This is a genomic window from Propioniciclava sp. MC1595 (assembly GCF_017569205.1).
Taxonomy (GTDB): Bacteria; Actinomycetota; Actinomycetes; order Propionibacteriales; family Propionibacteriaceae; genus Propioniciclava.
Genome location: NZ_CP071870.1, coordinates 453,307 through 475,280, shown reverse-complemented (window position 1 = coordinate 475,280; position 21,974 = coordinate 453,307). Strand labels below are relative to the sequence as shown.

Below are 21,974 nucleotides of genomic sequence, written 5' to 3'. Positions count from 1 at the left end.
CTACTCCCCCGGGTACCTGACGCCCACCTGCGCCCTGAGCTCGTCCAGCGTCTCCATGACCGAGATCGTCTCCCGCCACGGCAGCAGCGGCGACTCGGATGCCCCATCGGCCACCAGCTGCGCCACATGGGCCGCCTCGTGGCACAGCCCCAGGTGCCCCTCGATGACGGGCGGCGCCGACTCGTGCACCTCCCCGTCCCGGGTCACCAGCCGCACGACGCGCGGCGTGTAGAACGGTCCGTCCAGCTCGATCCGCGCCTCCGAGCCGCTGATGGCCGCGACGGTCGGCGTCCGGGCGGCCAGCGTGGTGTGCACCACCGACTGCGCAGCCGAGGCGTACGTCAGCACCGCCGAGACCTGCCGGTCGACGCCGGTCTCGGTGAGTGTCCCCCGCGCGACCACCCCGGTCGGCGCGCCCAGCACGAACGACGCGTACGAGACCGGGTACACGCCCAGGTCGAGCAGCGCCCCACCGGCCAGCCCGGGCGCGAACAGCCGCGACGCCGGGTCGAGGGCGAACCACTGCCCGTGGTCGGCGGTGAACGTCTCGACCTCGCCCAGCGCCCCCGACGCCAACAGTTGCCGCACGATGTCGGTCGTGGGCAGGAACCGGGTCCACATCGCCTCGACGCAGGCGACGCCGGCCGCGCGGGCGGCGTCCACGACCTCGAGGGCCTCGGCCGCGTTGCGCGTGAAGGCCTTCTCGACCAGCACGTGCTTGCCGGCCGCGATCGCCAGCAGCGCGTGGTCGCGGTGGTGGGAGTGCGGCGAGGCGACGTACACCGCGTCGACCTCTGGGTCGGCCACGAGCGCCTCGTAGGAGTCGTGGACCCGCCCGATCCCGAACCGCTGCGCGAAGGACGCCCCGCGCTCGGCCGAGCGCGACCCCACCGCCACCACCCGCTGGCGGGTGAACCGCTGCAGGGCCTCGACCATGGTGGCCGCGATGCCGCCGGGGGCGAGGATGCCCCAGTTGAGCGGAGGGGCGTGCAGTGGGTCGGGCGTGCGGGGCGACGGCAGGTTCATCGCCCCAGCATCGCACTAGGCTGCCGGTCATGACCGAGGTACCCGACGGCTCCGAACCCGTGGCTCTGGCCAACTGGCTGTTCGACCTCGCCCGCCAGGGCGACGCGGCCCGCCTGGCCGCCTACGTGGACGCCGGCGCCCCCGTCGACCTGACCGACGCCGACGGCAACACCCTGCTGATGCTGGCGGCCTACCACGACCAGCCCGCAACGGTCGCCGCCCTCGTCGAGCGCGGCGCCGACGTCGAGGCCCAGAACCGCCGCGGCCAGTCGCCGCTCGCTGGCGCGGTGTTCAAGCAGGCCGACGAGGTCGTCCGCGTGCTGCTGGAGGCGGGCGCCGATCCCGATGCCGGGACGCCCACCGCCCGCCAGACCGCCCAGATGTTCGGACTCCCCGAGCTGTTCGGTGAGCCCGCCTGAGCCCATCCGAGCCACGTGTCGGTTCGTGCCTTTGCCGACCCACGCCGCAGATCCGTCAAATCCCCGACCGCTGATTTGACGCTTCCCGGCTCCGCAGTGGCAAAGTCCGGGTCAGGGCACCAACCACGTGATGATCAGCGACACGGTCAGGCCGGTGAGGCCCATCGCCAGCCCCGAGAACGCGCCCTGGGTCTGTCCCTCCTGGAAGGCCCGCGACGTGCCCACGCCGTGCGAGGCCACGCCCATCGCCAGCCCGCGCGCCCGCGGGTCGGTGACGCGCACCAGGTCGAGGATCTTGGGCCCGATCACCGCGCCCGCCAGCCCCGCGACCATCACGAACAGCACCGCCAGCGGTGCGAGCCCGACGATCTGCTCGGCCAGCGCCATCGCGATCGGGGTGGTCGCCGACTTCGGTGCCATGGACGCCGCCAGCTCCGTCGAGCCGCCCAGCCACAGCGTCACCCAGTAGCCCGAGATGATCGAGAAGAAGGCGCCCACGAGCACGGCGCCGAGCACCATGGGCGCGGCCTCCTTCACGTGCGAGGCCTGCCGGTGCAGCGGCAGTGCAAGGGCGACCGTGGCCGGCCCCAGCAGGATCGTCAGGATGCTCGCCCCGTCCGCGTAGGCCGAGTAGTCGATGCCGGCCACGACCAGCACGATGCTGATCACGGTCACGGTGATGAGCAGCGGGGTCAGCAGGGGGTGGCGCCCGGAGCGCTCCCAGAGCTTGTCGGCGGCCCAGTAGACGCCCACGGTCAGGGTGAGCGCGAGCAGCGGCGAGGTCGAGAGCCACTCCCACGTGGCGGTCAGGTTCTCCATCACGCGGCCTCCTGCTTCGGACGCCGCGGGCGCAGCCAGACCGCCACCCAGGCCACGAGGATGAACGTCACCAGCCACGTGCCGAAGGACGCCACCGCCGCCGGGAACCACTGCGCGGCCACCTGGGGGCCGTACGCCACGATGCCGACGGTGGTCGGGACGAACATGATCGGCAGGTAGCGCACCAGCACGTCGGCGGCCCGGACCGAGGGCGCGCCCTCGCGCGGGTGGTGCCAGCGCAACCACCCGAAGAACAGCACCATCCCGATCACCGGACCGGGGATGGGCAGGCCCGTCAGCCGGACGACCAGCTCCCCGACCAGCTGGAACGCCAGGAGCAGCGCGAGACCTCCGATCATGGTCGCCAGTCTCGCACCGGTCGCCGCCCCGCCCCACCGGGGCCCACCACGGCGGACGTCGGACCCCTCCGTACACTGCACGACATGAATCCGCTGGACGCCTCGTTCCTCGGCCTGCCCCTGCACCCGCTCGTCGTGCACCTGGTCGTGGTGGCGCTGCCGGTGGGCGCGCTGGCCACGGTGGCGTCCGTGGTGTCCCCGGCGGTGCGGTCCCGGTTCGGGCTGCTGTCTCTGGCCACCCTGACCCTCGGGGCGCTCGCGGCGATCGCGGCCAAGTTCTCGGGCGAGGCGCTCGCCGAGACGGTGACGCGCCCCGAGTCCCACGAGCGGTTCGGCAACCTCACGCTCGTCGCCGCTCTCGTCACCGCCGCGCTGGCGTGGCTGTGGTGGTGGCTCGAGCGCCGCCGCGAGCAGGCGCCCCCGGGCACGAGCGGGTTCGGGGCGATGGCGGTCGGCGGGCTCGTCGCCACCGCGGCCCTCGCCGTCACCGGCCTTGCAGTCGCGACCGGGCACTCGGGCGCGCAGGCCACGTGGTCCAGCCGCCTGGCCGCCCCGGCCGCGGCAGGCGGCACGGCCGCGCCCGCGGCGTCCACGTTCACGATGGAGGAGGTGGCCTCGCACGACTCGGCCGAGTCCTGCTGGGCCGTGGTGGACGGCAGTGTCTACGACCTGACCCGCTGGGCCGGCCTCCACCCCGGCGGGTCGCAGCGCATCCTCGACCTGTGCGGAACCGACGCGACCGAGCGGTTCCAGGTGCAGCACAGCCGGAACCCGCGCTCGAACGCCCAGCTCGACGGCCTGCGCATCGGCACCCTCGCCTGACGCCAGCCTTCACTGACAGCGTTCGTCGCATGGCTTCCTCCCCGTGGTGCCTCATAGTCAAGTCCCCGGCTGATGGGGCGTGTGCCTCACAGATTTTTCCCCGGGAACGGGGGTCTAGCCGGCGCGGATCTTGAGGGCTTTGATGTCGGGGGCTCGCCAGGTGAGTTGGTCTTCGAGGCGGCGGGTCTTGGTGGCGGCCAAGCGGGTCAGTTCGGCTTGGAGTTCGGTGATCTGCCGGGCGATCCGGGTGGGTTTGAGGGTGGCCTTGTAGGCGGCGAGTTCGTGTTCTTGGGCGGGGCTGAGGACGCCTGCCTCGAGGAGCCGCCGGTAGGGGGAGCGGGGCTGGTCGTAGAGGCGCTTGCGGCGGCCGAGTTTGTCGGTGCCGTACCCGATGGGTTTCTTGGTGGGGGTGAAGAAGTTCAACCTGTCGTTGACCAAGGGCCACAACTGGGTCAGGAGGTCGAGTTCGGCCGGGGTGTCGTAGCGGTGGTAGAACCCGTATCGGCGCACGAGGTGCCCGTTCTTGGACTCGATGGTGGCTTGGTCGTTGCTCTTGTAGGGCCGGGATCGGGTGAAGAACACATCCCGGTCACCGGCCCAGCCGATGATCTGGTGGTTGATGAACTCCGAGCCGTTGTCGCAATCGATGCCCGTCACGGCGAACGGCACCGCCTCAACGAACGCGTCGAAAGCGGCCAGCACGTGCACGCGGGCGTTGTTCCGGATGGGATGGGTGTACACCCAGCCGGTGTGCACGCAGGTGAAGTTCACACTCCTGGCGAACTCGCCCTTCAGGGTGGGCCCGCAATGGGCGACCGTGTCGACCTCGAAGAACCCGGGTTCGCCCTCGACCTCGTCACCGGCCTTGCGTACCTGGATCGATTGGCGCAACAGGTGCCCGGGCTTGGTGCTGGTCTTGCCGCGGATCGGGTCCCGCGCTTTGGCCGGCGCCAGGTAGCGGTCGATCGTGGCCGCGGACATGGCCTCGAGCTCGGCACGGACCCCGTCGTGGTAGTGCTCCACCCCGGGCACCAGTGACCCTTCGGCCTCCATCGCGTCCAGCCAGTCGCCCATCGCGGCAGCCAGGTACTTGCCGCAACTACCGCCACTGGTGGCCCACACCTGTTGCAGGACCTTGGTCGCGTCGTAGGAGTACCGGCGTGGCTTGGTCTTGCGCCGGTCGATCACCGCGACCGTCGCAGTGGCTCGTCCCGGCGCCTGCAGCAACCGCAAGCGGAGTTGCTGACGGGCATGGTCACGGTTCCAGCCCGTCACCTCGACCACTTGGTCCAAGATCAAGCTCTTGCCGTGCTTCGGCGCGTCCGCGTACGCCTGTGCGTACCGCTTGGTGACCTCGACCCTGGCCTTCATCGACAACTTCTCCTCAAGCAGCACACCCCATCGTGGCCGGCCCCACCCCCTCACGCGGGGAAAGTCTGTGAGGCACAGCACCCTGCTACGCGGGGACTATGTGTGAGTGTCGTCGCTCCCTTCCCGCGGCGGACCGCCATTGGATATCGTGCGGACACTCAACACGTGGAGAGGGACCCGCAGGAAGACCAGGACCGCTGTCGCCCTTGTGGCGGCGTCCGCGTTGGCCATCGGGGGCGCGAGCCTGCCCGCCCTGGCCGCGCCCGACAAGAACATCGACATCAACGTGGCGCTGAAGGCCGACATCACACCGGCCGCGCTCAAGGCGCTCGGCGCGTACGGCAAGGTCACCGGCCAGCTGCCGCAGATCGACGCCGTCACCATGAAGGCGCGCAGCTCGGCGCTGCCGAAGATCCAGGCGCTCGACATCGTCGCCGCCGCCAACCCGGACGCCAAGCGCATCGGCAAGCCGGTGGTGCCCAGCGAGAACCAGGGCCAGCAGGCCTTCTACTACCTGGGCGGCACTTCGATGGCCGCGCCGCACGTGGCCGGACTCGTCGCCCTGATGGCCGAGAAGGACCCGGGCCTGACCCAGACCGAGACCGAGACGATCCTGGAGTCGACCGCCGTGGCGCTCGACGCCGGCTGCGCCGCCGTGCGCCCCGGCCCCGGTGCCGCCCCGGCCGAGGTCTGCTGGGGCGAGAACGCCACTGCCCACGGCCTCGTCAACGCCGTCGACGCCCTCGCCGCGCTCGACTGACCACACGGCAACAACCACCTGGAGGACCCCGGCGCATGCCGGGGTCCTCCTCGCTTCCGGATAGGCTCTCCCCCATGACCGAAAGCCCGCCGACTCCCTCTGACTTCATCCGCGACATCGTGCGTCGCGACAACGAGGAGGGCACGTACGGCGGGCGCGTGCAGACGCGGTTCCCACCCGAGCCGAACGGCTACCTGCACATCGGCCACGCGAAGGCGATCGTGACCAACTTCGGCATCGCCGAGGACTTCGACGGCGTGTGCAACCTGCGCCTGGACGACACCAACCCCGAGTCCGAGGACGTGGAGTACGTCGAGGAGATCAAGTCCGACATCGCGTGGCTCGGCTACACCCCGGGCATCACCGTGCACGCCTCCGACTACTTCGAGCAGCTGTACGCGTGGGCCGAGTACCTCGTCGAGCAGGGCAAGGCGTACGTCGACGACCAGGACGCCGAGACGATCTCGGCGCAGAAGGGCGGCTTCGGCACGCCTGGCGTCGAGTCGCCGTTCCGCGACCGCACGCCGGAGGAGAACCTCGACCTCCTGCGCCGCATGCGTGCGGGCGAGTTCGGGGACGGCGAGCGCGTGCTGCGCGCGAAGATCGACATGGCGTCCGATGACATGTGGCTGCGCGACCCGGTGATGTACCGCATCCGGCACGCCCACCACCACAACACCGGCGACGCGTGGGTCATCTACCCGACCTACGACTGGGCGCACGGGCAGTCCGACGCGATCGAGGGCGTCACGCACTCGCTGTGCTCGCTCGAGTTCGAGAGCCACCGCCCCCTGTACGACTGGTTCCTGGCCCAGCTGCCGCTGGAGGGTGCCGCGCCGAAGCAGCGCGAGTTCGCCCGCCTGGAACTGACCCACACCGTCACCTCGAAGCGCCGCCTGCGCACGCTGGTCGAGGAGGGCGTCGTCGACGGCTGGGATGACCCGCGCATGCCCACCCTGTCCGGCCTGCGCCGCCGCGGCTACCCGGCCTCGGCGATCGTGGCCTTCTGCGAGGCCACCGGCGTCACCAAGACCAACTCGCGCAAGGCGATCGAGGAGCTCGAGGCGTTCGTGCGCCGCGACCTCAACCTGTCCGCCCAGCGCCGTATGGCCGTGCTGCGCCCCCTCAAGCTGGTGCTTACCAACTGGCCGGTCGACTCGGAGGGCGCCCCGGTGGTGGAGCACTTCGAGGTGGCCAACAACCCCGAGAACCCCGAGGACGGCACCCGTCAGGTGGCCTTCTCCGGCGAGCTGTGGATCGAGTCCGACGACTTCGCCGAGGTGCCCCCGCCGAAGTTCTTCCGGCTCTCCCCCGGGCGCGAGGTGCGCCTGCGCGGCGCGTTCTTCGTCACCGCGACCGACGTGGTCAAGGACGACGCGGGCCAGGTCGTCCAGGTCAACGCCACCTACGACCCCGCGTCGCGGGGCGGCAACTCCCCCGACGGGCGCAAGGTGAAGTCGACGATGCACTGGGTCTCGGCGGCGCACGCCACCCCGCTGCAGGTTGCGCTGTACGAGCGGCTGTTCACGACCGAGGTGCCCGGGGCGGCGACCGGTGAGGCCCTCGACGACCTCAACCCCGCCAGCCGCGAGGTGCTGTCGGGCTGGGGCGAGGCGGCCCTCGCCGACGTCGAGTCGGGCCAGGTCGTGCAGTTCGAGCGCCTGGGCTACTTCGCCGCGGACCCCGACACCGCCGGCCTGTTCCACCGCACGGTGGGGCTGCGCGACGAGTGGGCCTCGATCCAGAAGCGGGGCTGATCGTTGATGTTTTCGTCACGGAGAGAAGTGTCCTAGCCTGAACCCCGTGCCCACGACCTTCCACCCGGTGCGCGCCCGGGCCGGGATCTCGTTGATGTTCTTCACCAACGGCTTCCTCGTCGCGAACCTGATGCCCCGCTACCCGGAGGTGAAGCAGGCCTTCGACCTGTCCAACACCGAGTTCGGTGTCGTCGTCGCGATGATGGCCCTGGGCTCGATGGTCGCGTCCTGGCTGCCGGCGCCCCTGATCCGCCGCTTCGGCGCCGGCCCGGTCGCCTTCTTCGGCACGGTGGGCATCGCCGCGGCGGTCACCACGATCGGCTTCGCACCGCACGTGTTCCTCGTGGCGGCGGCGATGGCCGTCTCGGGCTTCTCCGACGCCGTCACCGACACCGCCCAGAACGTGCACGGCCTCCTGGTCGAGGACTCCTACGGCAAGTCGATCATCAACTCCCTCCACGCCCTGTGGAGCCTGGGTGCCCTCGCCGGCGGGGCGTCCGGTTCGCTGGCGGCCACCCAGCGCGTGCCCCTGGGCTGGCACCTGCTGGCCGCCTGCGTGGTCGGGGTGGTGCTGGCCGGTATCGCCATGCTGATGGCCCGCCTGCCCGATCACGTCGTGCGCCGTGCGGCCGATTCCACCGAGCGCCCCGAGTCGACGCGCCTCACGCGCGCCATGTGGCTGCTCCTGCTGCCGCTCGGCCTGCTCACCATCGTGGGCATCCTGCCCGAGGAGGCCGCCATGAACTGGGGCGCCCTCTACCTCGTCCAGGTCATCGACACCCCCTTCGGGGTCGCGGGCCTCGCGTTCGTCGCGATGATCGCTGCGCAGACCGTCGGGCGCCTCCTCGGCGACCCGGCCACCGACCGCTGGGGCTCGGTGGCGGTCATGCGGACCGGCGGCGTCCTCATCGCGCTGGGTGGCGTGCTCATCGTGGGCTTCCCGGTGCTGCCGGTCGTGCTGACGGGGTTCGCGCTGATCGGCTTCGGCTGCGCGACCGTCGTGCCCGCCGCCTACGCCGCGGCCGGACGCCTCCCCGGCCTGCCCGAGGGCGCCGGTGTCGCGATCGCCAGCTGGTTGCTGCGGATGGGCTTCCTCGCCGCCCCGCCGCTGGTGGGCTTCATCGCCGACCAGACCAGCCTGCGCGTGGGCCTCGGGATCCTCGTCGTCTCGGGCGTCGCGGTGTTCGCCCTGGCCCACCGGGTGCGCCCGGTGGCGGCCACCCCCGCCCCCGCCACGGCCTCCTGAGCACCCGCGCACGACGCCGAGCAGGCTGACGTCGATCGCGCGGTCACTCCGTGACGTCGGCGACCTGGGCACCGAGCGCGGCCAGCGCCGCGTCGGCGTCGACGGTGATGCCGACCCCGTGGGCCCCACCGCCCATCGAGATCCGGCGGCCGACGACGGCGGCGTCGGCGATCACCGGCCATGCGTGGGTCGACCCGAACGGGGTGATGGTGCCGCGCTCGTAGCCGGTGACCTCGCGGGCGGTGGCGGCGTCGGGCATCGACAGCCGGCTCACCCCCAGCAGGGCGCGCAGCTTGGGCCAGCTGAACTCGCGGTCGCCCGGCACGAGCACGAACACGTAGTCGTCCTCGGCGCGCCGGACCACGATCGTCTTGACCAGGTCGCGCGGCTCGATCCCGCGGGCGGCGGCGGCCTCCTCGAGCGAGTTCACGCGCCCATGACGGGTGACCTCGTGGTCGAGGCCGAGGGCGGTGACGGCCTCGATGGGCGGCGTGGTGGCGTCGGTGGCACTCATGCGGGCAACCTACAACCCATGACCGTCATCGACGACTACCTCGCGGAGTACTCCGGCCCCCACCGCGAGCACATGGACGCCCTCCGCGCGATCATCACGCGGCTGGCCCCCGACGCGACCGAGGCGCTGTCGTGGGGGATGCCGACGTGGAAGCTGAACGGCAACCTCATCCACGTGGCGGCGGCCAAGCACCACGTCGGGCTCCACCCGGGCGCGGACGGCGTCGCGTTCGTGAGCGAGGAGCTCGCCGAGCGCGGGTTCAGGTTCAGCAAGGGGACGATCCAGCTGCCCGTGGACCGGCCGATCCCGGTCGACCTCGTCGAGCGCCTGGTCACGTTCCGGGTCGCACAGCAGGAGGCGAAGGCATGAGCCATCCGCAGATGTTCGCCGACGACGACCCGATCCTGGCCCGCCTACGTCGGCCCGTTCGGCTGGCTGGCGATCGCCCTCGACACCTGGGAACCCAGCTGGGACGAGGTGCTCGACCTGCTCGACGAGTCGTTCCGCATGACCGCCCCGCCCAAGCTGGTGAAGGAGCTGGATTCCCGTGCGGGCTGACCGCGCCGAGGGCTCTACTTAGACCGTCATCAAAGTAGAGCCCTCGACGTGATCCCTCGATAAGTGTCGTCGGGGCGTGCCAGAGTGAGGTCATGGCGAAAGCACCCCGCACGACCTTGACGTTCCTCGGTGCGGCGAGCACGGTCACCGGCTCGAAGTACCTCCTCCAGGTGGGCGACCGGCGGGTGCTGGTCGACTCGGGCATGTTCCAGGGCGAGAAGAAGTGGCGCGAGATGAACTGGGAGCCGTTCCCGGTCGACCCGGCGTCGATCTCCGACATCGTGCTCACCCACGCGCACATGGATCACGTGGGCTACCTCCCCGCCCTGACCAAGGGCGGGTTCGACGGGCCCATCTGGTGCACCGAGGGCACCCGCCAGCTCGCCGAGATCGTGCTGCGCGACTCGGCCCACCTGCAGGAGCAGGAGGCGGAGGACGCCAACGAGCAGGGCTACTCCAAGCACGACCCGGCGCTGCCGCTCTACACGACCGAGGACGTGGAGGCCATGCTCGGCCAGTTCGTCACCCTCGAGTACGACACCGACTTCGAGCTCACCGGCAACGAGCGCCCGGGCTTCACCGCCAAGCCCGAGGAGCTGGTCACCATCCACCTCACGCGCGCGGGCCACATCCTCGGCTCCGCCTCGGTCAACCTCTGGACGCCGTCGGCGTCGGTCCTCTTCTCCGGCGACCTGGGCCGCAAGGACCACCCGGTGCTCAAGCCCCGCGAGGTGCCCGGCGGGGCGCCGTTCGTGCTCATCGAGTCGACCTACGGCGACCGCGAGCACCCCGAGCCCGGGAACCTGCCCCACGAGGGCTTCGCCGACGTGATCCGCCGCACGATGGCGCGCGGCGGCTCGGTGGTGATCCCGGCGTTCGCGATCGACCGCACCGAGATCATCCTCAAGACGATCTCCGACATGGAGCGCGAGGGCCGCATCCCCGACGTGCCGGTGTTCGTGAACTCGCCGATGGGCGTCCGGGCCCTGCGGGTCTACCAGACGCTGACCGACGAGCTGCGCGACGACCTCCACCCCGAGGACTTCGTGAAGATCCCCGACCTGACCGCGGTCGAGACCGCCGACGACTCCAAGAAGCTCACCGCGGATGGCGGCCACGGCCCGGCCGTCATCATCTCGAGCTCGGGCATGGCGACCGGCGGCCGCGTGCTGCACCACCTCGAGAAGATGCTGCCCGACCCGAAGAACGCCGTGATCCTGACCGGCTACCAGGGCGTCGGCACGCGCGGGCGCCAGCTGTCGGAGGGCGCGACGCAGATCAAGATCCGCGGCAAGTACATCCCGGTGAAGGCCGAGGTCTACCACGACCGAGAGTTCTCGGTGCACGCCGACTGTTCCGACCTGCTCGACTGGCTCCGCGAGCTCGACCCTCAGCCGCAGGAGGTCTTCTGCGTCCACGGCGAGGAGGACGCCTCGAAGGCGTTCGCCGCGCGCATCCAGTCCGACCTCGGCCTCAACGCGGTCGTGCCGCGCCACGGCGAGGTCGTGCTGCTCGACACCGACGGGGTGGAGCCGCACGTCGGCACCGGCCAGAAGAAGGCGGCCCCCGCGCCACGGCCCAAGCGGACGCCCGCCGGGCCGGCCACGCGGCGTCCGGTCTCTGCTGCCCCGACGGCCGCCGTCGGCGACCTGCCCGCGGGCAAGCTCGCCTACCGGCTGGTCACGGGCGAGCCCGCGGCCGCGTTCGACCAGGAGGTGAGCGCCGCGCTCGGCGAGGGCTACACGCTGGCCGGGTCGCCGACGCTGGCGTTCTCGGGCGAGAAGGTCATCGCCGGCCAGGCCCTGGTGTGGTCGGGGCGGGTCCCGGCCGTGGCGCCGGCAGCGCCCGCATCCCAAGCCGTCGCCGTGACCGCCGAGACCGGCGAGCCGGCCGACGGGGCCGATCCCGACGGCACGACGCGCGTGGACCGGCCCGAGCCGGTGGGCCAGGAGGACTGACCGGTCGGGTTGGGCGTCTGGGCCGTGCCCGGGCGCCCGGCACCCGCGTCCCGAGGGGAGTGCTCCCCACCCGAACCGTCGGTGGGGAGCGTTAGGGTCGTGCCATGACTTGGACCACCCCCTCAGTCCCGGCCGCTGGCGGCCACGCCCTGCTCCCCCACGGCCCACTCACCCTCGGCGACATCGTCGGCGGCGCGTGGCGCGTCTACAAGGCCCGGTTCGGGCTCTTCCTGAAGCTCCTGCTGATGCCGTTCCTGATCATGTTCGGCGCCACCCTGGTCTTCGGCCTCGTCATCGCGGCGATGGTGCTGGCCGACCCGCGCGGCGGGCAGCAGGCCACCCCGGCCGTCATCGGCCTGGGCATCCTCTTCTACATCGCCATGCTGGCCATCTCGCTGCTGGTGTACGTCTACCAGGGTCGCACGGTGATCGGGGGCATCGACCTGGCCACCGGGCGGGCCAACCCGACCAGCGCCAACCTCGCCGAGCGCACGCGCGGCATGCTCGGCCGCGTCTTCATCCTGATGCTGATCGCCTTCGCCGCGAGCATCGTCCTGGTCGTGGCGCTCATCGCGGTGCTGGTGCCGATCGGCATGGCCGCCGACTCCGACAGCGGCAGCGCCAACGGCGCGAGCATCCTGCTCGGGTTCGTGTTCCTGACCGCGGTGTACGTGGGCGCGATCTGGTTCATGATCAAGGTCGTCTACACGATCCCGGCCATGGCCGAGGAGGGGCTCGACGCGATCCCCTCGATCAAGCGGTCGTTCCAGCTCACCAAGGGTGCGTTCTGGAAGACGTTCGGCTACCAGCTCGTGCTCGGCCTCATCGGCATGGCGCTGTTCCTGGTGCCCTACTTCGTGATGATGGGGGCGGCCTTCGCCCTGGCCCAGTCGCAGGGGCAGAACTCCGCGGCCGCGCTGACCGGCATGGGCTTCGCGCTGCTCGTCCTGTACGCCGTGCTGCTGCTGTACGTGCCCTACCAGTACCTGTTCACCGGCCTGATGTACCTCAGCCGCAGCCGCGAGCAGGCCGGCGTCACCGCGCCGAGCCAGTACGGCGGCTCCTACGGCGTCAACCCGTGGGACGCGCCCCCCGCACCGCCCGCGCCCGGCGACTCAGCGCCGCGGGGCTGACGGCTTCTTCACGTCGAGCAGCTTGGCCGCCCGCGAGAGGAGCTTGACCAGCTTCTCGGCGTCGGCGCGGCCGAGCTGCTCCGACAGCGCATCCTCGACACGCGTGGCCGCGGCCGCCTCGAGCACGGCCCGCTCACCCTTGGTCAGGTCGGCCCAGCGCGAGCGGGCGTCCTTGGGGTTCTTCTCCCACGTCACCTGGCCGCGCTCGACGAGCTTCGCGAGGGACGCCGACACGTGCGACTGCGCGAACCCGGTCCGCCCGGTGATGTCGCGCACGGCGCTGCGACCGTGCAACAGCAGGTCGTCGAGGATCGCCAGTTCCCCCGGTGTCGTCGCCTTGTCGGAGTGCGCGTGCGTCAGGTCGCCCGCGAGGCCGGACAGGCGGCGTCCGAGTTGGTGCAGGGTGGCGGCTCTCATGGGTGCATCGTATCCATCGTTGCCGATTCATCGCCAACGATGTAAAGTTCCGAGACGCCCCAACCAGTGTCAGGAGCCTTCTTCATGGGTCGCTACGACTTCGCCATCACCAAGGTGGGCCAACTGCTCGACGACCCCGAGGCCGTCGCCGTCATCGAGCGGCGCTACCCCGGCCTGACCCGCCAGCCGATGGTCGCCCTGATGAAGGGCATGCCGGCCGAGAAGGCCTTCGGCATGGCCGCGGGCTACATCGGCCAGGACGAGCTGGACGCCGTCCGCGCCGAGCTCGAGAGCCTCTGACCCAGCGCCGACAGCTTGCGTTCCCAGCGCCGACAGCCTGCGCATAGGCTCGAGCGCATGATCACCCTCACCGGATTCACCGACGAGGCGCTGACCAGCTTCCCCGGCCAGGTGCGCATGGCGTCGCAGGCCGGACTGACCCACATCGAGCTCCGCCGCATCGGCACCCGCCCCATCCTCGAGGCGTCCACCCGCACGCTCGCGGCAGGGCAGGACGCGCTGGCCGACCACGGCGTCCGGGTCTCGTGCATCGCCACCGGTCTGGGCAAGCAGCCGGTCAACGCGCCGCTCGGCCCCCACCTCGACGGGCTGCGGCGGGCCGCGGCGTTCGCCCACCGGTTCGGCACGCCGTTCGTGCGCACGTTCTCGTGGTTCACCACCACGCCCGACACCGACCGGGCCCGGGTCCTCGACCAGATGTCGCTGTTCGCCGCGGTCGCCCAGGACGAGGACGTCACCCTCCTCCACGAGAACGAGAAGGGCATCTTCGGCGACACCCCCGAACGCTGCCTGGAACTCGTCGCGGCCAGCGGCAACACGCTGCGCCTCATCTTTGACCCCGCCAACTTCGTGCAGTGCGGCGTCCGGCCGTTCGACCACGCGTGGCCGCAGCTGGTCGACGACGTCTCCTACCTCCACGCCAAGGACGCCCGCGCCGCCACCGGCCGCGTCACCCCGGTCGGCGAGGGCGACGGCCAGTGGGCCGAACTCGCGGACTGGCTCCGCGCCTCCGACTGGGACGGGTTCTGCTCACTCGAGCCGCACCTCGGCCTCAGCGGTCGAGGTGGGCCCGTCACCACCCGACGCTGGGTGGACGCCCTGGCCACCCTGCGCAGCGTCCTGGCCGCCTGAGCACAGGCTCTGGTCGTGCCTCCCGCTTCGCCAGGGCGCTCGGAGGGCAGGCTGTCGGCGGCCTGAACACGGGCTCTCGGCGGTCCAGCGCGGTGGGAGGATGAAGGGGTGACCTTCCAGTTCCCGATCAGCTCGCGGTTCGGCGCAGAGCCCGCCGACCCGGTGGGTGACCTGTTCAGCGTGCTCAGCCGGGGGGACATCATCAGCTTCGCCGGCGGGATCCCCGACGGCGCCCTGTTCGCCTACGACGACGTGCGGGCCAGCTTCGAGCACGTGCTGGCGCACAACGCGCGCCGCGCCCTGCAGTACGGATCCACCCCGGGTGAGCCCGAGCTGCGCGAGGCTGCCGCCGAGATCGTGTCCCGGCACCTGCCGACGACGGCCGACGAGATCCAGGTCACCTCCGGCTCCCAGGAGGGCATCTACCTCGCCGCCCAGGCGCTGCTCTCCCCCGGCGACGTCGTCCTGGTCGAGGAGCCCACCTACCTCGCCGCCGTCCAGGCGTTCATGCTCAACGGCGCCCGCATGATCGGCGTCGAGGCCGACGCCGAGGGCATGCTCCCCGACGCGCTCGAGGCCGCGATCGCCGAACACGACCCCAAGTTCGTCTACCTGATCCCCAACTTCGCCAACCCCTCGGGCAAGACCATGGGACGCCGGCGGCGCGAGTCCATCGCCGACATCCTCCTCCGCACGAGGGTCGCCCTCGTCGAGGACGACCCCTACGGCCAGCTCCGCTTCTCGGGCGAGCCGCTGCCCCCGATCGCGGCGCTGCCCGGCATGGCCTCGCAGACGATCCTGCTGAACTCGATGTCGAAGGTGATGGCCCCGGGCGTCCGGATCGGGTGGATGCGCATCGAGGGACGCCTCAAGCAGATCCTCGGCATCGCCAAGTCGGCGGTCACGCTGCAGAGCCCCGCCCTGAACCAGCTCGCCGTCGCGCACTACCTGACCCACTACGACCTCGACGCCCACATCGCGAAGGTGGTCGTCCCCTACCGGGAGCGTCGCGACGCGATGCACGCCGGGTTGCTGCGCATGCTGCCGCCCACGGCGTCCGTGACCCGGCCCGACGGCGGCATGTTCTGCTGGGTGCGCCTCGGCGACGACACCGACACCGCCGCGCTACTGCCGCGCGCGGTCGAGGAGGGCGTGGCGTTCGTGCCCGGCTGGAGCTTCTACGCCGCCGACCCCGACCGCTCGACGATGCGGCTGAGCTACGTGACCAACTCCCCCGACACGATCGCCGAGGGCCTGCGCCGGCTCGCCGCGGCGCTCGAGCTCGAGGCCTGATGGCGGTCACCACGCTGGTGCGCGAGTGGCGCCACGTCGACGTCCGCGACCTCGTCATCGCGATCCTGGGCCGCCTCCCCGGGATCGCCGTCGGCACCTGGCTGCTGGTCATCGCCACCCAGCGCGTCCTCGGCATCCTCGTGGGCGCCATCGTCACGGTCGCCGCCCTCCTGCAGTGGCGCTCGATCCGCCTCGAGAACACGACCACGAACGTGGTGGTCGCCGGCTTCCTGTCCGGCACGTCGGCCACGGTCTCGGGGGTGGGCGGGCCGCCGCTGGCGATGGTCCTGTCCGGGCTCCCCGGCCCGCGCGTGCGGGCCACGCTGGCGTCCTTCTTCTGCATCGGGGCCGCGCTCTCGCTGGCCAGCCTCGCCCTCGCCGGACGCGTGACGGCCACCCAGCTCGCGCACGCCGCCGCCCTCCTCCCGGCGATGCTGCTGGGCGCGCTCCTGGCCCGCCCGCTGGCCCGGTACGTCGACTCGGGGCGCACCCGCCACGCGATCCTGCTGCTCGCCGGGGCGTCCGGCCTGGTGCTGCTGGTGACCAGCCTCGCGGGCCTCTGAGCGCCCCTCACCCCTACGGGTGAAAGGCCGGCCGAACCCGCCGACACGCTGGATCGCGCGCGAGGCGTCCGCCTAGCATGAACCGACCGGGGTCAATCGGACCCCCGCAGGAAAGCGACCACGCACATGCGCTACGTGAACATCGGCGGCCCCGTCGCCCTCGGCGTGATCGGCGCCATCCTCTACTTCGCCATGTCCGAGATGCTCGAGGGCGTCGACACCAAGATGGTCGGCCTGATCCTCATGGCGGCCGCGGCCATCTGGCTCGTCTTCGGCCTCATCGCGAACCGCCCCCGCTCCTCGGTCACGACCGAGCGCACCGACGTGCACGGCACCGGTGCCCGCGGCAACCAGTCCGTCGAGCGTGAGGTCCGCCACGACGAGGTCTGATCCGACCCAGCACAGCACGCGCGGCGGCCGGGAGGGGTTTCCCTCCCGGCCGTCGCCCGTCTCCGCCCCGCTGATTGGACGCCGCCGCGGGAGGGGGTGTCCACTGGGGACATGGAGATCCTTGCCGATCTGGGGGACGTGAGCCTCGCCCGGGCGACACGCGACCACGTCGGGACCATCGAGCGCCTGCTCGCCGACGACCCCACCTCCCCGCGGCACGTCGCCACGAACACCCTGATCAGCGACGACCTGCTGGGGGTCGGGCCGGCCGACGCCGACCTCGAGGCCGTGTTCGAGCAGATCGACGCGGACCCCAACCAGGAGCTCATCGTCGTCCTCGACGAGGGCGACCGCGTGATCGGCACCCTGCAGCTCACCTTCGTACGCACGCTGGCCCGCGGCGGCGTGGCCCGCGCCGTGGTCTCCGGGGCCCGCATCCGGGCCGGGCACGACTCCCTCGGCATCGCCAAGCGCATGTTCGCGTGGGCGATCGACCACGCCCGCTCCCGGGGTGCGCGGGTGCTGATCGTGATGTCGGAGAAGAACCGCGCGCACATCCACGGCTTCTACACGACCATGGGCTTCCGCCCCAGCCACGACGGCCTCACCCTGCCCCTCTGAGCGCTCCCGCCGACAGCCTGCCTTCCGGCCGCCGACAGCTTGTGCTCAGCACCCGTGGACGACCTGCGCCTTGCCCTCGTCGTCGATCGACGTCTGGGTGGTGCTGCGCCGCTCGTCGGTCGCCGCCGAGGACGCCGCCGCCCTCGGCGCCGCCCTGCGCGACGAGGCCCCCGCCGAGGCCGAACTCCTCCTCTGGGACACCTCCTCCGGCGACCCCCTCGACGCCGTCGCACAGGCGGCCGGGCGCGCCCACCGGGCGACGAAGGTGTTTGTCGAACGCGACCTCACCGACGTGCCCCCACCCGACGCCGAGGCGGCCGGCTGGACGAGCCAGTCGTTCGCCGACCTCGGCCTCGACGCGTTCGCCCGGGCCATGCTGGCCGCCGGCGAGGGCGACGCGTTCAGCACCACCACCCCCGAGACCGCGTCCGACGACGTGACCGAGCTGGTCGCGTACGCCGGCGACGCCTTCGACCCCGCGCGCTGGCTCCTCGTCTCGGACGCCGCGGGCCCGGTCGGGGTCGTCCTGCCGCAGCCCTACCCCGACGAGCCGGGCACCGGGAGCCTGTTCTACATCGGCGTCATGCCCGACCGGCGCGGGGCCGGGCACGGCGCGCGGCTGCACCTGCTGGGCCTGCACGAGCTCGCCGCGCGTGGGTGCACGCGCTACGTAGGGTCGACCGACGAGCGACCGGGACGCAGTCGTTCTACGCGCCCGCCTGAGGGAGGGCCAGGCCGAGCTCGTCGGCCAGGGCCTCGACGCGGTTCTGGATGTCGTCGCGGATGAGGTCCATGCGCTCGTCGCCCTCGATGCCGCGGAGCGACGGCTCGTCGGTGTCCCAGCGCTCGATGGTGGCCGTCATGCCTCCGACGGGCTCGACCTGCGCGTCGCGGCCGAGCACGATCACGCGGTCGGCCGTGCGCAGCAGGTCGGGGTCGATCGGCTTGCTCGTGGCGGCGTCCATGCTCGCCCCAGCCCGCGCGACGGACGCCGCGGACTCGGCGTTGATCTTCCCCTTCGGGGCGGTGCCGGCGGAGTGGATCGAGGCGGAGTCCCCGACGTGGGCGCGCATGAGCGCCTCGGCCATCTGGGACTTGCCGCCGTTGGAGACGCAGACGAACAGGACGGTGGGTCGATCGGTGCTCACGGTGCTCCTCAGTGCGGGCGCGCGGCGGTGGCGCGGGTCGGGACGGTGGGGTCGTTCGGGAACAGCTTGGGCGCGAGCCAGAGGCTCACGTGGACGAGGCCGACGAGGATCGGGACCTCGATCAGGGGGCCGACCACGCCGGCGAGGGCCTGGCCGGAGGTGATGCCGTAGGTGCCGATCGCGACCGCGATGGCGAGCTCGAAGTTGTTGCCGGCCGCGGTGAACGCGACGGTGGCGGCGTGGGCGTAGTCGAGGCCCACCGCGCGGGACGCCAGCAGCGAGCCGAGCCACATCAGGGCGAAGTAGGCCAGCAGGGGCAGCGCGATGCGGGCGACGTCGAGCGGGCGCGAGGTGATCTCGTCGCCCTGGAAGGCGAACAACAGCACGATCGTGAAGAGCAGGCCGTAGAGCGCCCACGGGCCCAGCTTCGGCAGGAAGGTGCCCTCGTACCAGACGCGGCCCTTGGCACGCTCGCCGAAGTGGCGGGTGAGGAAGCCGGCCAGCAGCGGGATGCCCAGGAACACCAGCACCGACACGAAGATCGACCAGAACGAGAACTCGGCCGACGTGGTCGGCAGGCCGAGCCAGCTCGGCAGGACCTGCAGGTAGAACCAGCCGAGCGCCGAGAAGGCGATGACCTGGAACACCGAGTTGATCGCCACGAGGACGGCGGCGGCCTCGCGGTCGCCGCAGGCGAGGTCGTTCCAGATCAGCACCATCGCGATGCAACGGGCCAGGCCGACGATGATCAGGCCGGTGCGGTACTCGGGCAGGTCGGGCAGCAGCAGCCAGGCCAGCGCGAACATGAGCGCCGGCCCGATGATCCAGTTGAGGACGAGGCTGAGGGTCATGAGCCGCTTGTCGGCGGTGACGCGGTGGGTCTCGTCGTAGCGGACCTTCGCCAGCACCGGGTACATCATCACGAGCAGGCCGAGGGCGATCGGCAGGGAGACCGACCCGATCTTCACGGCGTCCAGCGCCTGGGCCAGGCCGGGGACGAACCGGCCCAGCAGCCTGGTCACCCGCGAGCAGCGCGGAAACTCAAGCCCTCGGCACAGGAAACCCAAGCCCTGGTCGTGCCTCCCGCTCCGCCGCGGCACCCCTTGACGCCGCGTGACGCGGGCGTACACTTCATACTGACTGACAGTCAGTCAGAAGGAAGACCACCATGGCACGCGTCTCCAAACACCCGGCGGTCCGGCGTGACGAGCTCATGGACGCCGCCCTGCAGCTCTGCGTCGACATCGGCTACGAGGCCATGTCGATCGAGCAGGTCACGCAGGCGACCGGCGTCGCGAAGGGCACGTTCTACTACCACTTCGCGTCCAAGACCGACCTCCTGATCGCGATGGTCGGCCGGTGGGCGGACGAGCTGTTCGACGCCCTCGAACACGCCGACCAGACCGACCAGGGCACGGGCGCCCAGCGCTTCCAGGCGATGATGCAGTTCGCCACGGCATGGAAGCTCGAGCGCGTCGACTCCGCGATGGCCTCCATCCCGCTCCTGTACAAGCCCGAGAACCTCGAGCTGCGCCACCGGCTGTTCGACGCGTGGGGCGTCCGGATGTACCGACTGTTCCTGCCGATGGTCGAACAGGGGCACGACGACGGCACCTTCGCGGTCGACGACGCCCCCGCCACCACCCAGCTCGTGCTCGCCCTGTGGCTGCACGGCTCCACCACCCTGTTCGACCGCGCGCTCGCCGCCGACACCGACGACGAGTACGCCGAGATCCTGGTCCGCGGCATCCCCGCCCTGCTGACCGCGACCGAGCGCGTGCTCGGCGCCGCCGCGGGCACGTTCGCCGCACCCGAACTCCACCCCGAGACCCTGCGCCAGATGCGCGCACCGTTCCTCGCCGCTCTCGAAGGGACACCGCGATGACCCGTCGTCGCCTCATCACCGCCCTCGTCGTGGTCGCGCTGGCGATCGCCCTCGGCGCCGGCTGGTTCATCTCGACCCGCGCCGCCCGCACCACGGTCGCCACGGCGACCGCCACCACCCAGACCCTCGACGTCGTCGTGACCGCACAGGGCACGATGGCCGCGGGGTCGGCGTCCACCGTCACCGCCCCGACCAGCGGCGTGCTGCAATCGGTCGCCGTCACCGACGGGCAGCAGGTCGAGCAGGGCCAGCTGCTCGGCACCATGGACGCCCAGCCCCTCGACCAGGCCCTCGCCCAGGCCGAGGCGCAGTACGCGGCCGCCCGCGCCATGGCCACCGGGACCGACCGGCTCAACCGCGCCCGCGACGCCGCCACCCACTCCGCCCAGCTCGCCGTCGACATCGCCCGCGCCAACCGCGACAAGGCCGAGCTCAAGGCCCCCGCCGCGGGCACCGTGCAGTTCGCCTCGCTGTCACTGGCGCCTGGCCTGCCCCCGCTCTTCACCACCGCGGCCGGCTCTTCGGTGACCGCGGGCATGGCCCTGTTCACCGTCGTCAGCCCCGACGCGCTGCGCTTCGACGCGGCGGTCGACGAGGCCGACATCGCGGGCGTCCAGGTCGGCCAGACGGCCACCGTCACGCTCGACGCGTTCCCCGGACGCCCCTTCACCGGCCTGGTCGAGGCGTTGCGTCCCGCAGCCGTGACCACCTCCACCGGAGGGGTCGCGTTCACCACGGTCATCAAGCTGGACGCCGGCGACGCCCGCCTGCTGACCGGCATGACCGGCGACGCCGACATCGCCACCGAGTCGATCGCCGACGCGCTCGTGGTGCCGGTGCAGGCCGTCGTCGCCGACGGGGCGTCCCGGCACGTCTGGAAGATCGACAACGGCGTGGCCCACAAGGTCGCCGTCGAGGTCGGGCCGTCCACCGACACCCTGACCCAGGTCACCTCGGGGCTGGCGGCCGGCGATGTCGTCGCGACCACCAACCTCACGGCGCTCGCGGAGGGGGGTGCGGTCGATGCCTGACGCCATCGTCGAGACGATCGACCTCGTGCGCACCTACGGGGTCGAGCCGAACGTGGTCCGCGCGCTGGACGGCGTCAGCCTCAGCGTCGCCCCCGGCGAGTTCGTCGCGGTCATGGGGCCCTCGGGCTGCGGCAAGTCGACCCTGCTCAACCTCGTGGGCGGGCTCGACACCCCCACCTCGGGGTCGGTCCGCATCGACGGGGTGGACATCGCCACGCTGCCCGACGAGCAGCTCACCACGCTGCGCCGCCGCCGGCTGGGGTTCGTTTTCCAGTTCTTCAACCTGATCCCGGTGCTCGACGCCACCGAGAACGCGGCGCTCCCCCTCACCCTCGACGGGGCCAAGGACGCCGACGCGCGCGCCACCGACTGGCTGCGCCGCGTCGGCCTCGGCGAGCGCCTGCGCAACCGCCCCGACCAGCTGTCGGGCGGCCAGCAGCAGCGCGTCGCGATCGCCCGCGCCCTCTCCACCGACCCGGCCCTCGTGCTCGCCGACGAACCCACCGGCAACCTCGACTCGGCCTCGGCCTCCGAGATCGCCGAGCTGCTCGCCCAGGTCGCCTCGGACTGGGGGCGGTCGGTGCTCATGGTCACCCACGACCCGCGGATCGCTTCCTACGCCTCCCGCCTCGTGCTCATGCGCGACGGCGCGATCGTCGACGACCTCGTCCTCGACGGACGCCCCGAGGCCGCCCGCCAGGCCATGGACCGCGCCGGGATGCTCTGATCCCC

The 21,974-nt window shown here is 71.7% G+C and carries 26 protein-coding genes; 18 read left to right on the top strand and 8 right to left on the bottom strand.

The window, feature by feature from the left end:
- Positions 1–1,026, bottom strand: coding sequence for a Gfo/Idh/MocA family protein (locus J4N02_RS02200; RefSeq protein ID WP_188334294.1), 1,026 nt, complete (start codon positions 1,024–1,026; stop codon positions 1–3).
- A 29-nt stretch (positions 1,027–1,055) separates the two neighbouring features.
- On the opposite strand from J4N02_RS02200, the gene J4N02_RS02195 reads away from it, so the two are divergent.
- Positions 1,056–1,445 carry an ankyrin repeat domain-containing protein gene (locus J4N02_RS02195; RefSeq protein WP_188334293.1) on the top strand — a complete coding sequence of 130 codons (390 nt, stop codon included), beginning with the start codon at positions 1,056–1,058 and terminating at the stop codon, positions 1,443–1,445.
- 111 nt (positions 1,446–1,556) lie between these two features.
- Here J4N02_RS02195 and J4N02_RS02190 read toward each other — a convergent pair whose 3' ends face one another.
- A complete protein-coding gene (locus J4N02_RS02190; protein ID WP_188334292.1) occupies positions 1,557–2,264 on the bottom strand; it encodes an LrgB family protein in 708 nt (235 codons plus the stop codon).
- Positions 2,264–2,623, bottom strand: a complete 360-nt coding sequence (locus J4N02_RS02185; protein WP_188334291.1) for a CidA/LrgA family protein — start codon at positions 2,621–2,623, stop codon at positions 2,264–2,266. The genes J4N02_RS02190 and J4N02_RS02185 overlap by 1 nt, the downstream gene beginning before the upstream one ends.
- Before the next feature lie 84 nt (positions 2,624–2,707).
- Between J4N02_RS02185 and J4N02_RS02180 the strand changes: the two genes are divergently transcribed.
- Positions 2,708–3,445 carry a cytochrome b5 domain-containing protein gene (locus tag J4N02_RS02180; protein WP_188334290.1) on the top strand — a complete coding sequence of 246 codons (738 nt, stop codon included), beginning with the start codon at positions 2,708–2,710 and terminating at the stop codon, positions 3,443–3,445.
- Between the two features lie 114 nt (positions 3,446–3,559).
- Here the strand turns inward: J4N02_RS02180 and J4N02_RS02175 are convergent, their stop codons facing one another.
- Positions 3,560–4,816 carry a DDE-type integrase/transposase/recombinase gene (locus J4N02_RS02175; protein ID WP_243760849.1) on the bottom strand — a complete coding sequence of 419 codons (1,257 nt, stop codon included), beginning with the start codon at positions 4,814–4,816 and terminating at the stop codon, positions 3,560–3,562.
- Between the two features lie 223 nt (positions 4,817–5,039).
- Here J4N02_RS02175 and J4N02_RS02170 point away from each other — a divergent pair, with 223 nt between their 5' ends.
- The 3 genes from J4N02_RS02170 (at position 5,040) to J4N02_RS02160 (ending at position 8,579) form a co-directional block, all read left to right on the top strand.
- Entirely contained in the window at positions 5,040–5,576 is a 537-nt protein-coding gene (locus J4N02_RS02170) for a S8 family serine peptidase (RefSeq protein WP_208091076.1), read from the top strand.
- Between the two features lie 74 nt (positions 5,577–5,650).
- On the top strand, positions 5,651–7,333 hold the full coding sequence (locus J4N02_RS02165) for a glutamine--tRNA ligase/YqeY domain fusion protein (RefSeq protein WP_188334616.1): 1,683 nt from the start codon (positions 5,651–5,653) through the stop codon (positions 7,331–7,333).
- Positions 7,334–7,379: 46 nt separating this feature from the next.
- Positions 7,380–8,579 carry an MFS transporter gene (locus J4N02_RS02160; RefSeq protein ID WP_188334617.1) on the top strand — a complete coding sequence of 400 codons (1,200 nt, stop codon included), beginning with the start codon at positions 7,380–7,382 and terminating at the stop codon, positions 8,577–8,579.
- A gap of 43 nt (positions 8,580–8,622) precedes the next feature.
- On the opposite strand, the gene J4N02_RS02155 is transcribed toward J4N02_RS02160, so the two are convergent.
- Positions 8,623–9,093: an aminoacyl-tRNA deacylase gene (locus J4N02_RS02155; RefSeq protein ID WP_188334618.1), complete on the bottom strand. Its 471-nt coding sequence runs from the start codon at positions 9,091–9,093 to the stop codon at positions 8,623–8,625.
- 18 nt (positions 9,094–9,111) lie between these two features.
- Between J4N02_RS02155 and J4N02_RS02150 the strand changes: the two genes are divergently transcribed.
- The 3 genes from J4N02_RS02150 to J4N02_RS02135 all read left to right on the top strand — a co-directional run bounded on the left by J4N02_RS02150 (position 9,112) and on the right by J4N02_RS02135 (position 12,742).
- Complete coding sequence (locus J4N02_RS02150) at positions 9,112–9,462, top strand: iron chaperone (RefSeq protein ID WP_188334619.1); 351 nt, start codon at positions 9,112–9,114, stop codon at positions 9,460–9,462.
- A gap of 281 nt (positions 9,463–9,743) precedes the next feature.
- Positions 9,744–11,609 carry an MBL fold metallo-hydrolase RNA specificity domain-containing protein gene (locus J4N02_RS02145; protein WP_188334620.1) on the top strand — a complete coding sequence of 622 codons (1,866 nt, stop codon included), beginning with the start codon at positions 9,744–9,746 and terminating at the stop codon, positions 11,607–11,609.
- 104 nt (positions 11,610–11,713) lie between these two features.
- On the top strand, positions 11,714–12,742 hold the full coding sequence (locus J4N02_RS02135) for a glycerophosphoryl diester phosphodiesterase membrane domain-containing protein (RefSeq protein WP_188334621.1): 1,029 nt from the start codon (positions 11,714–11,716) through the stop codon (positions 12,740–12,742).
- On the opposite strand, the gene J4N02_RS02130 is transcribed toward J4N02_RS02135, so the two are convergent.
- A complete protein-coding gene (locus tag J4N02_RS02130) occupies positions 12,725–13,159 on the bottom strand; it encodes a MarR family winged helix-turn-helix transcriptional regulator (RefSeq protein WP_188334622.1) in 435 nt (144 codons plus the stop codon). The genes J4N02_RS02135 and J4N02_RS02130 overlap by 18 nt on opposite strands.
- Positions 13,160–13,243: 84 nt before the next feature.
- Between J4N02_RS02130 and J4N02_RS02125 the strand changes: the two genes are divergently transcribed.
- From J4N02_RS02125 to J4N02_RS02095, 7 genes are all read left to right on the top strand, one after another.
- Positions 13,244–13,459, top strand: a complete 216-nt coding sequence (locus tag J4N02_RS02125; protein ID WP_188334623.1) for a hypothetical protein — start codon at positions 13,244–13,246, stop codon at positions 13,457–13,459.
- 57 nt (positions 13,460–13,516) lie between these two features.
- Entirely contained in the window at positions 13,517–14,311 is a 795-nt protein-coding gene (locus tag J4N02_RS02120) for a sugar phosphate isomerase/epimerase (protein WP_188334624.1), read from the top strand.
- Positions 14,312–14,419: 108 nt separating this feature from the next.
- Positions 14,420–15,604: a PLP-dependent aminotransferase family protein gene (locus J4N02_RS02115; RefSeq protein ID WP_182816926.1), complete on the top strand. Its 1,185-nt coding sequence runs from the start codon at positions 14,420–14,422 to the stop codon at positions 15,602–15,604.
- A complete protein-coding gene (locus J4N02_RS02110) occupies positions 15,604–16,167 on the top strand; it encodes a sulfite exporter TauE/SafE family protein (protein ID WP_188334625.1) in 564 nt (187 codons plus the stop codon). The genes J4N02_RS02115 and J4N02_RS02110 overlap by 1 nt, the downstream gene beginning before the upstream one ends.
- A 126-nt stretch (positions 16,168–16,293) precedes the next feature.
- Positions 16,294–16,557 (top strand): DUF6458 family protein, encoded by a 264-nt coding sequence (locus J4N02_RS02105; RefSeq protein WP_188334626.1) that lies wholly within the window; start codon positions 16,294–16,296, stop codon positions 16,555–16,557.
- A gap of 111 nt (positions 16,558–16,668) precedes the next feature.
- Entirely contained in the window at positions 16,669–17,178 is a 510-nt protein-coding gene (locus J4N02_RS02100; protein ID WP_188334627.1) for a GNAT family N-acetyltransferase, read from the top strand.
- 70 nt (positions 17,179–17,248) lie between these two features.
- Positions 17,249–17,965: a GNAT family N-acetyltransferase gene (locus J4N02_RS02095; RefSeq protein WP_188334628.1), complete on the top strand. Its 717-nt coding sequence runs from the start codon at positions 17,249–17,251 to the stop codon at positions 17,963–17,965.
- Here the strand turns inward: J4N02_RS02095 and J4N02_RS02090 are convergent.
- Complete coding sequence (locus tag J4N02_RS02090; RefSeq protein ID WP_188334629.1) at positions 17,886–18,326, bottom strand: low molecular weight phosphatase family protein; 441 nt, start codon at positions 18,324–18,326, stop codon at positions 17,886–17,888. The genes J4N02_RS02095 and J4N02_RS02090 overlap by 80 nt on opposite strands.
- An 8-nt stretch (positions 18,327–18,334) precedes the next feature.
- Positions 18,335–19,348: an ACR3 family arsenite efflux transporter gene (gene arsB, locus J4N02_RS02085; RefSeq protein WP_243760848.1), complete on the bottom strand. Its 1,014-nt coding sequence runs from the start codon at positions 19,346–19,348 to the stop codon at positions 18,335–18,337.
- A 146-nt stretch (positions 19,349–19,494) separates the two neighbouring features.
- On the opposite strand from arsB, the gene J4N02_RS02080 reads away from it, so the two are divergent.
- Genes J4N02_RS02080 through J4N02_RS02070 form a run of 3 tightly spaced genes read left to right on the top strand, consistent with a single transcriptional unit; the run spans position 19,495 to position 21,969 of the window.
- A complete protein-coding gene (locus tag J4N02_RS02080) occupies positions 19,495–20,211 on the top strand; it encodes a TetR/AcrR family transcriptional regulator (protein WP_188334630.1) in 717 nt (238 codons plus the stop codon).
- Positions 20,208–21,242 carry an efflux RND transporter periplasmic adaptor subunit gene (locus J4N02_RS02075; RefSeq protein WP_188334631.1) on the top strand — a complete coding sequence of 345 codons (1,035 nt, stop codon included), beginning with the start codon at positions 20,208–20,210 and terminating at the stop codon, positions 21,240–21,242. The genes J4N02_RS02080 and J4N02_RS02075 overlap by 4 nt, the downstream gene beginning before the upstream one ends.
- Positions 21,235–21,969 (top strand): ABC transporter ATP-binding protein, encoded by a 735-nt coding sequence (locus J4N02_RS02070; RefSeq protein WP_182816909.1) that lies wholly within the window; start codon positions 21,235–21,237, stop codon positions 21,967–21,969. Before J4N02_RS02075 ends, J4N02_RS02070 begins: the two co-directional genes overlap by 8 nt.
- The last annotated feature ends 5 nt before the right edge of the window (positions 21,970–21,974 follow it).

Bases quoted from the DNA above. Each gene is read 5' to 3' on its own strand.
- J4N02_RS02075 (WP_188334631.1), top strand. From the start codon at position 20,208: ATGACCCGTCGTCGCCTCATCACCGCCCTCGTCGTGGTCGCGCTGGCG.
- J4N02_RS02145 (WP_188334620.1), top strand. From the start codon at position 9,744: ATGGCGAAAGCACCCCGCACGACCTTGACGTTCCTCGGTGCGGCGAGC.
- J4N02_RS02125 (WP_188334623.1), top strand. From the start codon at position 13,244: ATGGGTCGCTACGACTTCGCCATCACCAAGGTGGGCCAACTGCTCGAC.
- J4N02_RS02155 (WP_188334618.1), bottom strand. From the start codon at position 9,093: ATGAGTGCCACCGACGCCACCACGCCGCCCATCGAGGCCGTCACCGCC.
- J4N02_RS02175 (WP_243760849.1), bottom strand. From the start codon at position 4,816: ATGAAGGCCAGGGTCGAGGTCACCAAGCGGTACGCACAGGCGTACGCG.
- J4N02_RS02165 (WP_188334616.1), top strand. From the start codon at position 5,651: ATGACCGAAAGCCCGCCGACTCCCTCTGACTTCATCCGCGACATCGTG.
- J4N02_RS02070 (WP_182816909.1), top strand. From the start codon at position 21,235: ATGCCTGACGCCATCGTCGAGACGATCGACCTCGTGCGCACCTACGGG.
- J4N02_RS02080 (WP_188334630.1), top strand. From the start codon at position 19,495: ATGGCACGCGTCTCCAAACACCCGGCGGTCCGGCGTGACGAGCTCATG.
- J4N02_RS02185 (WP_188334291.1), bottom strand. From the start codon at position 2,623: ATGATCGGAGGTCTCGCGCTGCTCCTGGCGTTCCAGCTGGTCGGGGAG.
- J4N02_RS02180 (WP_188334290.1), top strand. From the start codon at position 2,708: ATGAATCCGCTGGACGCCTCGTTCCTCGGCCTGCCCCTGCACCCGCTC.
- J4N02_RS02105 (WP_188334626.1), top strand. From the start codon at position 16,294: ATGCGCTACGTGAACATCGGCGGCCCCGTCGCCCTCGGCGTGATCGGC.
- J4N02_RS02130 (WP_188334622.1), bottom strand. From the start codon at position 13,159: ATGAGAGCCGCCACCCTGCACCAACTCGGACGCCGCCTGTCCGGCCTC.
- J4N02_RS02200 (WP_188334294.1), bottom strand. From the start codon at position 1,026: ATGAACCTGCCGTCGCCCCGCACGCCCGACCCACTGCACGCCCCTCCG.
- J4N02_RS02195 (WP_188334293.1), top strand. From the start codon at position 1,056: ATGACCGAGGTACCCGACGGCTCCGAACCCGTGGCTCTGGCCAACTGG.
- J4N02_RS02100 (WP_188334627.1), top strand. From the start codon at position 16,669: ATGGAGATCCTTGCCGATCTGGGGGACGTGAGCCTCGCCCGGGCGACA.
- J4N02_RS02120 (WP_188334624.1), top strand. From the start codon at position 13,517: ATGATCACCCTCACCGGATTCACCGACGAGGCGCTGACCAGCTTCCCC.
- J4N02_RS02150 (WP_188334619.1), top strand. From the start codon at position 9,112: ATGACCGTCATCGACGACTACCTCGCGGAGTACTCCGGCCCCCACCGC.
- J4N02_RS02135 (WP_188334621.1), top strand. From the start codon at position 11,714: ATGACTTGGACCACCCCCTCAGTCCCGGCCGCTGGCGGCCACGCCCTG.
- J4N02_RS02190 (WP_188334292.1), bottom strand. From the start codon at position 2,264: ATGGAGAACCTGACCGCCACGTGGGAGTGGCTCTCGACCTCGCCGCTG.
- J4N02_RS02110 (WP_188334625.1), top strand. From the start codon at position 15,604: ATGGCGGTCACCACGCTGGTGCGCGAGTGGCGCCACGTCGACGTCCGC.